Origin of the sequence: Methylobacterium sp. J-026 (genome assembly GCF_022829585.1) — a bacterium.
In the GTDB taxonomy this organism is placed as follows: Bacteria; Pseudomonadota; Alphaproteobacteria; order Rhizobiales; family Beijerinckiaceae; genus Methylobacterium.
In genome coordinates this window covers 16275-28497 of sequence record NZ_JAKSYC010000162.1, presented here as the reverse complement: position 1 = coordinate 28497, position 12223 = coordinate 16275, and the positions used below count along the sequence as shown (strand labels likewise).

Annotated in this window: 15 protein-coding genes; 11 read left to right on the top strand and 4 right to left on the bottom strand. The window is 69.6% G+C overall.

What is annotated here, in order from left to right:
- Positions 1-329 precede the first annotated feature (329 nt).
- From MKK69_RS15315 to MKK69_RS15275, 9 genes are all read left to right on the top strand, one after another.
- Positions 330-641 (top strand): hypothetical protein, encoded by a 312-nt coding sequence (locus tag MKK69_RS15315; RefSeq protein WP_243969091.1) that lies wholly within the window; start codon positions 330-332, stop codon positions 639-641.
- Positions 642-651: 10 nt separating this feature from the next.
- Positions 652-987 carry a DUF6968 family protein gene (locus MKK69_RS15310; protein ID WP_243969089.1) on the top strand — a complete coding sequence of 112 codons (336 nt, stop codon included), beginning with the start codon at positions 652-654 and terminating at the stop codon, positions 985-987.
- 276 nt (positions 988-1263) lie between these two features.
- The gene (locus MKK69_RS15305) at positions 1264-1872 is read left to right on the top strand and encodes a CvpA family protein (protein ID WP_243969087.1); all 609 of its coding nucleotides are present in this window, start codon (positions 1264-1266) and stop codon (positions 1870-1872) included.
- A gap of 131 nt (positions 1873-2003) precedes the next feature.
- Complete coding sequence (gene purF / locus MKK69_RS15300) at positions 2004-3473, top strand: amidophosphoribosyltransferase (RefSeq protein ID WP_243969085.1); 1470 nt, start codon at positions 2004-2006, stop codon at positions 3471-3473.
- Positions 3474-3636: 163 nt separating this feature from the next.
- Positions 3637-4386 (top strand): SDR family NAD(P)-dependent oxidoreductase, encoded by a 750-nt coding sequence (locus tag MKK69_RS15295; protein ID WP_243969083.1) that lies wholly within the window; start codon positions 3637-3639, stop codon positions 4384-4386.
- 198 nt (positions 4387-4584) lie between these two features.
- On the top strand, positions 4585-4995 hold the full coding sequence (locus tag MKK69_RS15290) for a dihydrofolate reductase (RefSeq protein ID WP_243969081.1): 411 nt from the start codon (positions 4585-4587) through the stop codon (positions 4993-4995).
- A 40-nt stretch (positions 4996-5035) separates the two neighbouring features.
- Positions 5036-5284: a type II toxin-antitoxin system Phd/YefM family antitoxin gene (locus MKK69_RS15285; protein ID WP_243969080.1), complete on the top strand. Its 249-nt coding sequence runs from the start codon at positions 5036-5038 to the stop codon at positions 5282-5284.
- Positions 5278-5703 (top strand): type II toxin-antitoxin system VapC family toxin, encoded by a 426-nt coding sequence (locus tag MKK69_RS15280; RefSeq protein WP_313900860.1) that lies wholly within the window; start codon positions 5278-5280, stop codon positions 5701-5703. The genes MKK69_RS15285 and MKK69_RS15280 overlap by 7 nt, the downstream gene beginning before the upstream one ends.
- Positions 5704-5772: 69 nt before the next feature.
- A complete protein-coding gene (locus MKK69_RS15275) occupies positions 5773-6891 on the top strand; it encodes a carboxylate-amine ligase (RefSeq protein WP_243969076.1) in 1119 nt (372 codons plus the stop codon).
- A 42-nt stretch (positions 6892-6933) separates the two neighbouring features.
- Here the strand turns inward: MKK69_RS15275 and der are convergent, their stop codons facing one another.
- The 3 genes from der to MKK69_RS15260 form a co-directional block, all read right to left on the bottom strand.
- Positions 6934-8283, bottom strand: a complete 1350-nt coding sequence (der, locus tag MKK69_RS15270) for a ribosome biogenesis GTPase Der (protein WP_243969074.1) — start codon at positions 8281-8283, stop codon at positions 6934-6936.
- Between the two features lie 25 nt (positions 8284-8308).
- Positions 8309-9019: a tetratricopeptide repeat protein gene (locus MKK69_RS15265; protein WP_243969097.1), complete on the bottom strand. Its 711-nt coding sequence runs from the start codon at positions 9017-9019 to the stop codon at positions 8309-8311.
- Between the two features lie 95 nt (positions 9020-9114).
- On the bottom strand, positions 9115-9723 hold the full coding sequence (locus tag MKK69_RS15260) for an NnrU family protein (RefSeq protein WP_243969072.1): 609 nt from the start codon (positions 9721-9723) through the stop codon (positions 9115-9117).
- A 346-nt stretch (positions 9724-10069) separates the two neighbouring features.
- On the opposite strand from MKK69_RS15260, the gene MKK69_RS15255 reads away from it, so the two are divergent.
- Together MKK69_RS15255 and MKK69_RS15250 are read left to right on the top strand one after the other, a co-directional pair.
- Positions 10070-11251, top strand: a complete 1182-nt coding sequence (locus MKK69_RS15255) for a hypothetical protein (protein WP_409564819.1) — start codon at positions 10070-10072, stop codon at positions 11249-11251.
- Positions 11252-11306: 55 nt separating this feature from the next.
- Positions 11307-11939, top strand: coding sequence for a pyridoxamine 5'-phosphate oxidase family protein (locus MKK69_RS15250; RefSeq protein ID WP_243969070.1), 633 nt, complete (start codon positions 11307-11309; stop codon positions 11937-11939).
- On the opposite strand, the gene MKK69_RS15245 is transcribed toward MKK69_RS15250, so the two are convergent.
- Positions 11933-12145: a hypothetical protein gene (locus MKK69_RS15245; RefSeq protein ID WP_243969068.1), complete on the bottom strand. Its 213-nt coding sequence runs from the start codon at positions 12143-12145 to the stop codon at positions 11933-11935. The genes MKK69_RS15250 and MKK69_RS15245 overlap by 7 nt on opposite strands.
- Between the last annotated feature and the right edge of the window lie 78 nt (positions 12146-12223).

Sequence of the window (12223 nt, the reverse complement as noted above, 5' to 3'; positions counted from 1 at the left end):
CACGTGCCGTCCTGGATCTCGGATGGACTTCAATCTGGGGCGGGGAGCGAAGAGTTGGAAGTCAGTGGAGAAATTTGCGGGCGGTTAGACAGTGGATACTCCAATACCGGCGCCTGGTCCTGGCGCTGATACTTTGCCTGTAATCTCACTGACTTTGGTGACGGCATCGAACGTTGCTCGCTCAGTCTCCAACGAACCGAGCGCTTGACAATAGGAATATAATTCTATATGACCGTCTTGTTTTTTGGGGGCGGGATATGAAAAACGGTCTCAAAATCAGATCAGAAATTGCCAGCAGACGAATAGAGCTTTGATTGCTGGAATTGAGAATGGCCGTCATCAAAGACACAGTTTTATTTAAGGAATATAATCCGAATCAGCCGCGCGTGCCTGCTGGGCAGACGGGCGCCGGGCGGTGGACAGATGGCAACGTTACTGATGCGGTCTCACAGCCGCAGAATCAAAATGTCCAGACAAATCTACCGCTTGCGCTCGCCGCTTCTCAAGAAGATTGCGACGAACAATACCGCCGCGATTTAATTGTTTGTAAATTTACAGGACTACGCACTTGCTACGCTCAGGCAATGGTCCGGCTTGTTGCCTGCGAGCGCGGCCATCCGATTCCACCACTAAATTTCTGAGGCGCCAAGCATGATCATCGCAATCAGAAATCTGACGTCGATGTCTTCGGGGGGCGAGAAGCGCATCGATGTCTCTATTCATGCTCCCGAATTGCAAGATGGGATGTGGACGTGTCGATATAGGATCGAATGGCCAAGCCAAGCAAGGGAAAGCTTTGCTGCTGGCGTTGACGCCGTTCAGGCGCTTTACCTAGCCCTCCAAAAGATAGGTATGGAGCTGTATGTCAGTCCCTATCACCTGTCTGGCGACTTGCGATGGGAGAAATCCGGTGACGGGTACGGCTTTCCGGTACCCAAGAACGGTCGTGATATGCTCATCGGAGCGGATAGATCCTTTGACGGCTGATGATGGAAGCATCGCACAGCCATCTTCCAGTCAGCGATCGAACGATCGCGGCTGGCCGCGGCTGACGCAGTGATCGTCAAAATGCCGTCGTCGCGCCCGGCACGCCAGCGTTGCACACACTTTGCTGCAACGACAATTGATGCATTCGTGGCACAGAGGCTGCCCGGTCGACCCCCCTAGGGTGACGGCCGAGGTCCGGCTTGGTATAAATCGACCGCGGTCCGGGGGAGCCGCATGGCCGGCATGGCATCCCCGCGGGTACGAAAAAGCTCAACGATGCCGTTTACCGTCCTGGATCTCGTCGTGCTCGGCATCGTCGCGGTCTCCGCGCTGCTCGCGGCCGTGCGTGGTGTCACCCGCGAGGTGCTGGCGATCGTCGCCTGGGTGGCGGCCGCCGCCGTCGCCTGGACGCTCTATCCGATGCTGCTTCCCACGGTGAAGCAGCACGTGAGCAGCGACACCGTGGCGCTCGTCGCTTCCATCGCGGCGATCTTCCTGGGGACCTTGATCGTGGTGTCGATCATCACGGTGAAGATCTCGGACGTGGTCCTGGATTCGCGCATCGGCGCGGTCGACCGCTCGCTCGGCTTCCTGTTCGGGGCGGCGCGCGGCTTCCTGATCTGCGTGATCGGCTGGGTGTTCCTGTCCTGGCTGGTGCAGGGCAAGGTGCCCGACTGGGCCGCGCAGGCGCGTTCGCGCCCGATGCTGGAGAAATCCGGCGACGCCCTGGTGGCGCAGCTCCCCGAGAATCCGGAAGGCTTCCTGAAGCAGTTCAAGAAGCCCAAGGTCGTCACCCCGCCCAACGAGGCCGCCGACGCCCCCGCCGAGACCGACCCGGTGCCCCAGCGCCGGACCGAGACCGCACCGGCCCCGACGCGACGCTGATCTGCGGTATTCGCCGTAGGCTGCGGCGCGTGGAACGCCTAGATAGCGGGTCCGGTGACGAACGGATTGCATCCGCGGCGACCGGCGCGCCGGCCCGTCGCCGCCGGGACCCGTGAGGGATCGACCGCAGCATGTCACACGCCGCCAACCCGCAGGCCGATTTCGATCTCGACGGCGATACGCTCCGCGAGGAGTGCGGCGTCTTCGGCATCTTCGGCCATCCGGAGGCCTCGGCCATCGTGGCTCTGGGCCTGCACGCCCTGCAGCACCGGGGTCAGGAGGCGGCCGGCATCGTCTCCTTCGACGGTTCGGTGTTCCATTCCGAGCGGCGCCCGGGCCTCGTGGGTGACTCGTTCTCGGACGGCGAGACCATCGCCCGCCTCAAGGGCCGCGCCGCCATCGGGCACGTGCGCTACTCGACCACCGGCGGGACGATCCTGCGCAACGTCCAGCCGCTCTTCGCCGAACTCGCCAGCGGCGGCCTCGCGGTCGCCCATAACGGCAATCTCACCAACGCCCTGTCGATCCGCCGGGACCTCGTGCGCGACGGCGCGATCACCCAGTCGACCTCCGACACCGAGGTGATCCTCCACCTCGCGGCCCGCTCCCGGAAGCCGCGGATCGTCGAGCGCTTCATCGACGCCCTGCAGGCGATCCAGGGCGCCTACGCCATCGTGGCGCTCACCAACAAGAAGCTGATCGGCGCCCGCGACCCGCTGGGCATCCGCCCGCTGGTGCTGGGCGAGCTCGACGGCCGCTACCTGCTGGCCTCCGAGACCTGCGCGCTGGACATCATCGGCGCCCGCTACATCCGCGACGTCGAGAACGGCGAGGTCGTGGTGATCTCCGAGGACGGCGTCGAGTCGATCCGCTTCGCCGACGCGATGCCGATGCGGCCGTGCATCTTCGAGTACATCTATTTCGCCCGGCCGGATTCGGTGGTGAACGGCAAGAGCGTCTACGCGGTGCGCAAGGCGATCGGCCGGGAACTCGCCCGCGAGGCTGCGGTGGCCGCCGACATCGTCGTGCCGGTGCCCGATTCCGGTGTCCCCGCGGCGCTGGGCTTCGCCCAGGAGACCGGCATCCCGTTCGAGATGGGGATCATCCGCAACCACTATGTCGGCCGGACCTTCATCCAGCCGACCCAGTCGGTGCGCGAACTCGGCGTGCGGATGAAGCACTCGGCCAACCGCGCGGCGATCGAAGGCAAGAGCATCGTGCTGGTCGACGACAGCCTCGTGCGCGGCACCACCTCGGTGAAGATCGTCCGGATGATGCGCGAGGCCGGCGCCGCCGAGGTGCATTTCCGGATTGCCTCGCCGCCGATCACCTATCCGGACTTCTACGGGATCGACACGCCCGAGCGGGAAAAGCTGCTCGCCGCGACCCACGACCTCGAGGGCATGCGCAGGTATATCGGCGCGGATTCGCTGGCCTTCCTGTCGATCCCCGGCCTCTACCGGGCGATGGGCGAGGAGGCGCGGGATTCGGCCTGCCCGCAATACACCGACCATTGCTTCACGGGCGACTACCCGACCGGCCTGACCGATCTCTCCATTGCCGGCCCGAAGCGCTTCGCCATGCTGGCCGAGGCGGACTGACCTCGCGAGACGGGGTTCCCAAAGGGCAAGCCCTTTGGCGGGGTGCAGGGGCGGAGCCCCTGGGTCTTTGCAGGGTCCCACCCCGCCCCCGCAAAAGGTCACGGACCTTTCGAAACCGGAATTTTTCGGTCCTCCTGGCGCTGAAATGCGCTAGGTCCACGGCATGGCTGATCCTCAGAGAAAGCTCGAAGGCCGCGTCGCGGTCGTCACCGGCGCATCCCGCGGCATCGGGCGCGCCGCCGCCCTGGCGCTCGCCGGGGCCGGCGCCCACGTGATCGCGGTGGCCCGCACGGTCGGCGCCCTGGAGGAACTGGACGACGCCGTCCGGGCGGCCGGCTCCAGCGCCACGCTGGTGCCCTTCGACCTCGCCGATTACGAGGCGATCGACCGCCTCGGCGCGGCGATCAACGAGCGCTGGAAGCGCCTCGACATCCTGGTCGGCAATGCCGGCATCCTCGGCGCGCTCATGCCGATCGGCCACATCACCCCGAAGGTCTGGGGCCAGGTGATGGACGTGAACGTCACCGCCAACTGGCGCCTGATCCGCTCGCTGGACCCGCTGCTGCGCATGTCCGATGCCGGCCGGGCGATCTTCGTCTCCTCGGGGGCGGCCTCGAAATGCCGGGCCTATTGGGGGCCCTATTCGGTCTCGAAGGCCGCGCTGGAGGCGCTGGTGCGCACCTATGCGGCCGAGAACGAGAGCACCACCATCCGGGCGATGCTGCTCAACCCGGGGCCGCTGCGCACCGGCATGCGCCGCTCGGCCATGCCGGGCGAGGATCCCGAGACGCTCAAGACGCCCGAGGACCTCGCCCCCCACTTCGTGCGGCTGGCCGCGCCGGACTGGACCGAGACCGGCAAGCTCTACGATTTCCCCACCGACCGGGTGCTGCAGTTCCGCGCGCCCGAATGACCTGACCTGTTGTTGCGCAACACCTGATCCCACCCAACACCCTCATCCTGAGGTGCCCGCGCCAGCGGGCCTCGAAGGAGCCCTCCAGGTGGCGCGCGATCTCTGGAGCCCTCCTTCGAGGCTGCTGCGCAGCACCTCAGGATGAGGGGATGGGTGGGATCCGCGTGGTGCGCTGGCTTGGCGAACCGGACCAAACATATGATCGACGTCCGCTGCATCTGTGCGATCGGCCTGCGCGGCCAGCTCGGCCTGAACGGGCATCTGCCCTGGGAGGGCAACACCGACCCGCTGTTCGTGGAGGACGTGACGCGCTTCTTCGCACTGACCATGGGCCACGTGCTGATCGCCGGGCCGAAGACCGTGGCCTCGGTCCCGGACTTCGCCTTCAAGGACCGCACCATCGACGTGATCCGCAGCCACGAGGATCCGGAAGCGGTGCTCACGCGCTACCCGGGCCGGCGGATCTTCGTCGGCGGCGGCATTGCGGTGTGGAACGTCTACGCCAAGTACATCCAGAACTGGGACATCACCCGCCTGCCCTACGACGGCGAGGCCGACCGCTGGTTCGACCCGGCCTGGCTGGTGGGCGGGGCGCTGCGGGCGGCCTGAATCGCTGGCCAGGGCACCGGCGCGCTTCCTATCATCGGGTATGAGCGAGCACAGCGTCCAGGATGCGGAGCGAAACCTCACGGACCTGATCGACCGCGCGCTCGCGGGCGAGGGCGTCGTGATCACGCGCGACGGGCATCCGGTGGCGACGCTGAACTCGATCCGTCGGGCCGGACGTCCGATCACCGCCGAAGACCTGGATTGGCTCGCCCTGCGGCGCGTGCCGATGCGGGCACCCGTGCAGGATGCCGGGCAGCTGGTCTGCACCCTTCGCGACGACGAGTGGTGAGGGCCGACCTCGACGCCGGTGTCTTGGTCGCCCTGCTGACGGACGACCCGCTGACGGCACGCGCCGACGCGCTCTTCCGGGCCTTGGCGCCCATCCCCGTGGTCAGTAACTTCGCGGCGGCGGAATTCGCGTCCGCCCTCGGCCGTCGGGTGCGAACGAGCGAGATCGCTGCCGAACGTGCACGGAGGGCCTTCGCGGATCTCGACGGCTGGAGCGACACGGTTGCCGAGCGTGTCGACCTCGACCCGACGGATGTAGCGGCCGCTGCAAGCTTCCTGCGCCGCCTCGACATCACGCTTCGGACGCCCAATGCCCTCAACATCGCCCTGTGCCGGCGCGTCTCCGCAACGTTGGCGACGTTCGACGACAAGATGGCTGCCGTCGCGCGCACCCTCGGCCTTCCGGTCGTCGCCGGATAGGTCGTCGCGCCACCGTCGAAACCAATCCTGCGGCTGCTATGTGGGTGCGATGGCCGGCCGGAGACGCAGATGAGCGCCCATAGCTACCGCTTCGGCATCGAGGAGGAGTACTTCCTCGCCGATGCCGAGACCCGCGGCACGCCCCGGGGCGATCTGGCCGGCTTCCACGCCCGGGTGAAGGCGGAACTGCCCGAGACCGGGCGCGAGCTGGTCGCCGCCCAGGTCGAGCTCTGCACGCCGCCCCTCGACGATGCGCAGGCCGCGCGAGAAAACCTGGGCGGGCAGCGGGCGCAACTCGCCGGCATCGCGGCGGAGAACGGCCTCAGCCTGATCGCCTGCGGCACCCACCCGCTCGCCCGCTGGTCGCGCCAGACCGCCACGGACGGCGCGCGCTATCAGGGAATCCTGTCGGATGTCGGTATCGCGGCCCGTCGGGCGCTGATCTGCGGCATGCACGTCCATGTCGAGGTGCCCGACCCCGACGCGCGGGTCGACCTGATGAACCGGCTGCTGCCGTTCCAGCCGCTGCTGCTGGCGCTGTCGGCCTCCTCGCCGTTCTGGCAGGGGGAGGCGACCGGGCTGATGGCCTACCGGCTCAGCGTGTTCGGGGAGTTGCCCCGCACCGGCCTGCCCGAGCTCTTCGCCGACGCGGCCGCCCACGCGCGGTTCGTGGATATCATGACCCGCTCGGGTGCCATCGCCGATGCGAGCTTTCTGTGGTGGTCCCTGCGGCCGTCGATCAAGTTCCCGACCCTGGAACTGCGCATCGCCGATGCCTGCACCCGCCTCGACGATTGCCTGTGCGTCGCCGCTCTGTACCGCTGCCTCGTGCGCCTGTGCGTGCGCCGGCCGGAACTCAATGCCGGCCTGACCAGCGTCTCGCGGGCGCTGGCCTCCGAGAACCTGTGGCGGGCCCAGCACAGCGGCGTGCGCGCGAGCCTGATCGATGAGGCAACAGCGGAAGCGGTGCCGTTCCCCGAGGCCCTGGAGGCTCTGCTCGCCCTGGTGGCGGAGGACGCCACGGCGCTCGGCTGCACCGCGGATGTCGCCCGCGCCCGGGCGATCGTCGCGGACGGCACCAGCGCGGACGGTCAGGTCGCGGCCTACGAGGCGGCGCTCACAGACGGGAAGGACGAGCGCGCCGCCCTCGCGGCGGCCGTGGACTGGATCGCCGAAGCGGCCCGCTGACGTTGATGCGGACCTGCCGGGGATCCTGCCGGTCGGCCGCCGTCAGCCCTTGTCGAACGGGTTCTGCGAGGTTCGCAAGCTCAGCCGGATCGGCGTGCCCGGCAGCTCGAAGGCCTCGCGCAGGCCGTTGACCAGATAGCGGGTGTAGGATTTCGGCAGGGCATTGAGCTGGTTGCCGAACAGGGCGAAATGCGGCGGCCGGCTCTTCACCTGGGTGGCGTAGCGGATCTTGATCCGCCGGCCCGACACCGCCGGGGGCGGGTTGCGCGAGGTCGCCTCGTTCAGCCAGTCGTTGATGCGCGAGGTCGAGATCCGCTTGTCCCAGACTTCCGCCGCCTGGACCACCGCCTGCATCAGCTTGTCGACGCCGTCGCCGGCCAGCCCCGAGAGCGGCACCACCGCGACGCCACGCACCTGGGGCAGCAGCCGGGTGCAATCCTCGCGCAGCTGCTTGAGCAGGCCCGGCTGGTCGGCGACGAGGTCCCACTTGTTGAGGCCGATCACGAGGGAGCGGCCCTCGCTCTCCACGAGGTCGACGATGGTCAGATCCTGCTTCTCGAACGGGATCGTGGCGTCGAGCAGCACCACCACCACCTCGGCGAAGCGCACGGCGCGCAACCCGTCCGAGACCGCGAGTTTCTCCAGCTTGTCGTCGATCCGGGCGCGGCGGCGCATGCCGGCGGTGTCGTGCAGCTTGATCCGGCGCCCGCGCCATTCCCAGTCCAGCGAGATCGAATCGCGGGTGATGCCGGCCTCGGGGCCGACCAGCAGCCGATCCTCGCCGAGCATGCGGTTGATCAGGGTGGACTTGCCGGCATTCGGCCGGCCCACGATGGCGACCTTCAGGGCGCGGCCGCCGGGCGCGTCCGCGTCGGCGTCGTCCTCGTCGTCGGTCTGGGGCAGGGCGCCCTTCAGCGCCTCGTGCAGCTCGCCCAGGCCCTCGCCATGCTCGGCCGAGAACGGGATCGGATCGCCGAGCCCGAGGGTGAAGGCCTCGTAGGCCCCGGCGAGCCCGGTGCCGCCCTCGGCCTTGTTGGCGATCAGGATGACCGGGCAGCCGGCGCGGCGCACCTGCTCGGCGAAGGGCTGGTCGGCCGGCAGCACCCCGGCGCGGGCGTCGATGACGAACAGCACCACGTCGGCGGCGAGGATCGCCGCCTCGGTCTGCATCCGCATCCGGCCCATGAGGGTCGCGGCGTCCGACTCCTCCAGGCCGGCGGTGTCGATCACCCGGAACCGGAGGCCGCCGAAGGTCACGTCGCCCTCGCGCCGGTCGCGGGTCACGCCCGGGCGGTCGTCGACCAGCGCGAGCTTCTTGCCCACGAGGCGGTTGAACAGGGTCGACTTGCCGACGTTCGGCCTCCCGACGATCGCGACGGTCGGCATGTCCATGGTGTGTCTCGAAGTCCGAAGCGAATCAGCGTGTGATCGGCGGGGGCGGGGCGGCGGGTTCGGGCTTGGCCTCGGTCACCGTGACGGGGCCGCCCGCGACGATCGCCGCGTAGACCTCGATGCGCTCGCGCAGGTTCCGGGGGGTGTCGGGATCGGCCACGATCTGGTCGAACCAGCGCCCGGCCTCCTCGTAGTCGCCCTTCTTGAGGGCGGCGAGGCCCAGCATCTCGCGGGCGGTGTGGCGGAACGGGGTGCCGGCGGCCAAGCCCTGCAGGTTGGCGAGCGCCGGATCCGGGTTCGGCCCGTCGAGGCGCAGCAGCGCGGCGCGCAGGCGCGCGAGGTCGCGCAGGCCGTCGCCGAGGCCGGTATCGCCGGCGAGCGTGTCGAATTCGGCGGCCCCCGCCGCCGGGTCCCGCTTGCTGGTCTCGGCCGCCGCGCGGAACCGGGCGAGGAGGCGGTAGCCCGCAGGGCCCTGCGCCTCCAGGGCGTCGAAGGCCTTGTCGGCGTCGGTGACCTTGCCGTCCCGGGCCAGGCGGTTGGCGTCGTCGAACTGCACCGAGGCGGTCTCGGCGGCCACGCGCTGCTGATTCTGCCAGTAGCGCCAGCCGGCGACGCCCGCCACCACGAGCACGGCGAGCGCGATGATCACGCCGCTGTAGCGCTTCCAGATCTGGAGGATCCGGTCGCGGCGGTAATCCTCGTCGACCTCGCGGAGGAACTCGTTGTTCTCGGCCATCATGTCCCGGCCCGCATGATTTCAGCGGGCCACCTCGTACCTCGATCGGGCCCCGCGCCTAACACACGGGGGCCGCGATGGCGACAGGGCGCGTCTCAGGCGGTCCCCGGCCAGACCGAAACGCCGATCAGCGGGTAGTGCAGGTAGCGGGCGAAGACGAACCAGGCGGCCGTGCCGATCACCAGGGCGAGGATGTCGTTGCGCCAGCCCATCGGGGCCGCGACGGCGCCGCCGTGCTGGGCCACCACCGCCCCGGGGGCCAGCGCCCGGCGCTTGGCGCTGATCCGGGCCGCCACCGCCCAGGCCAGGAAGCCGCCGAACAGGAGCATCGAGCCGAGGTCGCCGTTGGCGAGGAGATGCGCGGTCGCCCAGATCTTCACGGCGAGGAGCATCGGGTGCTTGGCCTTCGCCCGGATATGGCCCGGCAGATACGCGGCGGCGAGGCAGATGAAGGCGAGCCAGACGAGGGTCAGGGCCAGGTGGCGCGTCCAGACCGGCGGGTCCCAGACCGGAATGTAGCCGGCGAGCCGGTAATCGTGGAAGCCGATCCCGACCAGCACCAGCCCCAGCAGCGACAGGGCGGTGTAGCCGAGCTTGTACCGGTTCTCGCCGATCTGGCCCACGATCGCGGCGCGCCGGTGGCGGGCCATCGAGAAGGCGTGCGTGCCGAGGAACAGCACGAGCCCGAGGATCAGGAGAAGCATGAGGAACTTTCGGACGGCGGCCGGACGGCAAGCACTCTGTAACGGTTCTCAAGCGAATCTCGGGCGCTTTGTCCAGGCGCGGCCGGGACGCACCCGGATGACCGCCATGGGCTGGGCGTATCGGTTGACCAGGCGGGTGCTCACGGCGACGCCGCTTCTCCCGCCCCCTCCGGCGGGGGAGGGGACCCTCGGAAGCCGGGCGGGGCGGGACGAAGTCCCGCAAGAGGGGCCGCGCGACGCTGCCATTTTGAACTCTCGGGGCGACCGCTCCGGCACCCGCGCTCCCCTCCCCCGACCCGGCCTGACGGCCGGCCCACCCGCCCCCGCAGAGAGGGGAGGGAGCCGGCTGCGTCCCGGCCTGCGCGCCGCGACGCTCCTGGTGGTCCCCCTGCTCTTGTCCCCGGCGGCCCGGGCCGCCTCCGAGCCCCCCCTGTCCGCCCTGACGCTGGTCGGGCCGCCGTCGCCGGTCTTCAAGGCCGGGCGCGACGCCTGCGACGGGGCCGATGTCCCGGATGCGCCGGCGCGCGCCTTTCGCGATGCGTCCGGCGCGGTGGCGCTCTACGGCCTGCACTACCGCAACCGGGCGCTCCGGGGCCCGGATCTCGGCCATCTCACGATCGACTGCACAGTGGTGCTCGATTCGGGCGAGAAGTCCGATCCGGCGGTCTATGACGACCGGTCCTGGATCACCGCGACCTGGACCGAGGATGGCACCCGCGTCGCCGCGCTCCTGCACCACGAATACCAGGCTAACGAGCATCCCGGCCGCTGCCCGGCCGGTTCCTACATGGCCTGCTGGTACAACACGATCACCGCCGCCGCCTCGACCGATGGCGGGCGCAGCTTCACGCGGCAGAGCCCGCCGGTGGTGGTGGCCGGCGCCCCGTTCCGGCAGGAGGTCGACCAGGGGCGGCACCGGGGCTTCTTCAACCCCTCGAACATCGTCGCGGACGGGCGCTGGCGCTATGTCATGGCCTCGACCACGGGCTGGACCCGCCCCGGCAGCGACCAGGAGGCGGGCGTCTGCCTGTTCCGCAGCGACGATCCCGCCGACCCGACCCGCTGGCGCGCCTGGACCGGCACCGGCTTCACCGCCGCCTTCCCGGATCCCTACCGGGCGCCGGCGCCCAGGCCCGCCACCTGCCGGCCGGTGGGGCCGTTCCCGGGCCCGGTCGGGGCGGTGGTCCGCCACCGGGCCAGCGGCGCCTGGATCGCGGTCTTCATGGCCAAGGCCGGCGAAGGTTTCGCGCGCTCCGGCTTCTACTGGACCAGCTCCCGCGACCTGATCGCCTGGGACAGCCCGCGCCTGCTCGTCGCGGGCGCGACCCTCTACGACGATCCCTGCACGGCGACGGGGCCGCTGATCGCCTACCCGTCGCTCCTCGACCCGGATGCGCGGGGGCGCAATTTCGACGATGTCGGCGACTCGGCGCTCCTGACCTATGCCAGCCTGCGGACCGAGGGCTGCACGATCACCTCCGACCGGGACCTGCTGCGCCGCCCGGTGGCGATCCGGGTCTGGCCCTGATCGCCCTTGACGCGGCCGCCCCTGCCGGGCGAGTCGGGGGGGCGACGAGGTACCCATGGACGCCGAAACGCCCGATCCCTCCGCGACCTCCGATGCAACCGAACTACGCGCGCAGTTCGGCGACGTCGGGCCCCTGGCGGCCCGCAAGGTGCTCGACCATCTCGACGCCTACGCCCGGCGGTTCATCGCCCTGTCGCCGTTCGTGGTGGTGGCGAGCGCCGACGCCGCGGGCAACGTCGATGCCAGCCCCCGGGGCGACGCGCCGGGCTTCGCGGCCGTCCCGGACCCGCGCACCCTGGTGATCCCGGACCGGCGCGGCAACAACCGGATCGACACGTTCGTCAACCTGCTCGACAGCCCCGGGCTCGGGCTGATCTTCCTGGTGCCGGGGATCAACGAGACCCTGCGGGTGAACGGCACCGCCGCGATGACGCGCGATCCGGCGCTGCTCGAACCCCTGGCCGCCGAGGGCAAGGTCCCGGCGGCGGGACTCGTGGTGCAGGTGCGGGAGGCGTTCTTCCACTGCGGCAAGGCGATGATCCGCGCCGGCCTGTGGGATCCGGCGCGCCACGTCGCGCGCAGCACCTTCCCGAGTCTCGGCCGCATCCTCGCCGAGCAGACGGCGGCCGCGGAGGTCGCGGATGCCGAGGCGTCGATCGCCGAGGCCTACCAGACGTGGCTCTACTGACTGGGACCCATGGCGGCCGCCAGGGACGGCATGGCCCGGCCGCCCGGAACGCCGATCCGCTGGCAGACCACGGTGCCCAGGGCCACGCTCAGCATGAGCGCGGTGGCCGAGAGCATCAGAGTGGTGGCGCGGGCATAGGCGCGCCCCACGTGGATCAGCAGGCAACCGAAGGCGAAGATCGCGATGGCCGGGAACAGGTGCGACACGGCGGCGTCCTCTCGGGCGGATGGATGGGCGGTCCGGGCCGGCCGGGATCGGGCTTCACCGTCGTCCGGTTAACGTGA

Excerpts from the sequence above, each read along its gene's own strand:
- MKK69_RS15315 (WP_243969091.1), top strand. The coding sequence starts at position 330 with ATGGCCGTCATCAAAGACACAGTTTTATTTAAGGAATATAATCCGAAT.
- MKK69_RS15310 (WP_243969089.1), top strand. The coding sequence starts at position 652 with ATGATCATCGCAATCAGAAATCTGACGTCGATGTCTTCGGGGGGCGAG.
- MKK69_RS15305 (WP_243969087.1), top strand. The coding sequence starts at position 1,264 with ATGCCGTTTACCGTCCTGGATCTCGTCGTGCTCGGCATCGTCGCGGTC.
- purF (WP_243969085.1), top strand. The coding sequence starts at position 2,004 with ATGTCACACGCCGCCAACCCGCAGGCCGATTTCGATCTCGACGGCGAT.
- MKK69_RS15295 (WP_243969083.1), top strand. The coding sequence starts at position 3,637 with ATGGCTGATCCTCAGAGAAAGCTCGAAGGCCGCGTCGCGGTCGTCACC.
- MKK69_RS15290 (WP_243969081.1), top strand. The coding sequence starts at position 4,585 with ATGATCGACGTCCGCTGCATCTGTGCGATCGGCCTGCGCGGCCAGCTC.
- MKK69_RS15285 (WP_243969080.1), top strand. The coding sequence starts at position 5,036 with ATGAGCGAGCACAGCGTCCAGGATGCGGAGCGAAACCTCACGGACCTG.
- MKK69_RS15275 (WP_243969076.1), top strand. The coding sequence starts at position 5,773 with ATGAGCGCCCATAGCTACCGCTTCGGCATCGAGGAGGAGTACTTCCTC.
- der (WP_243969074.1), bottom strand. The coding sequence starts at position 8,283 with ATGGACATGCCGACCGTCGCGATCGTCGGGAGGCCGAACGTCGGCAAG.
- MKK69_RS15265 (WP_243969097.1), bottom strand. The coding sequence starts at position 9,019 with ATGGCCGAGAACAACGAGTTCCTCCGCGAGGTCGACGAGGATTACCGC.
- MKK69_RS15260 (WP_243969072.1), bottom strand. The coding sequence starts at position 9,723 with ATGCTTCTCCTGATCCTCGGGCTCGTGCTGTTCCTCGGCACGCACGCC.
- MKK69_RS15250 (WP_243969070.1), top strand. The coding sequence starts at position 11,307 with ATGGACGCCGAAACGCCCGATCCCTCCGCGACCTCCGATGCAACCGAA.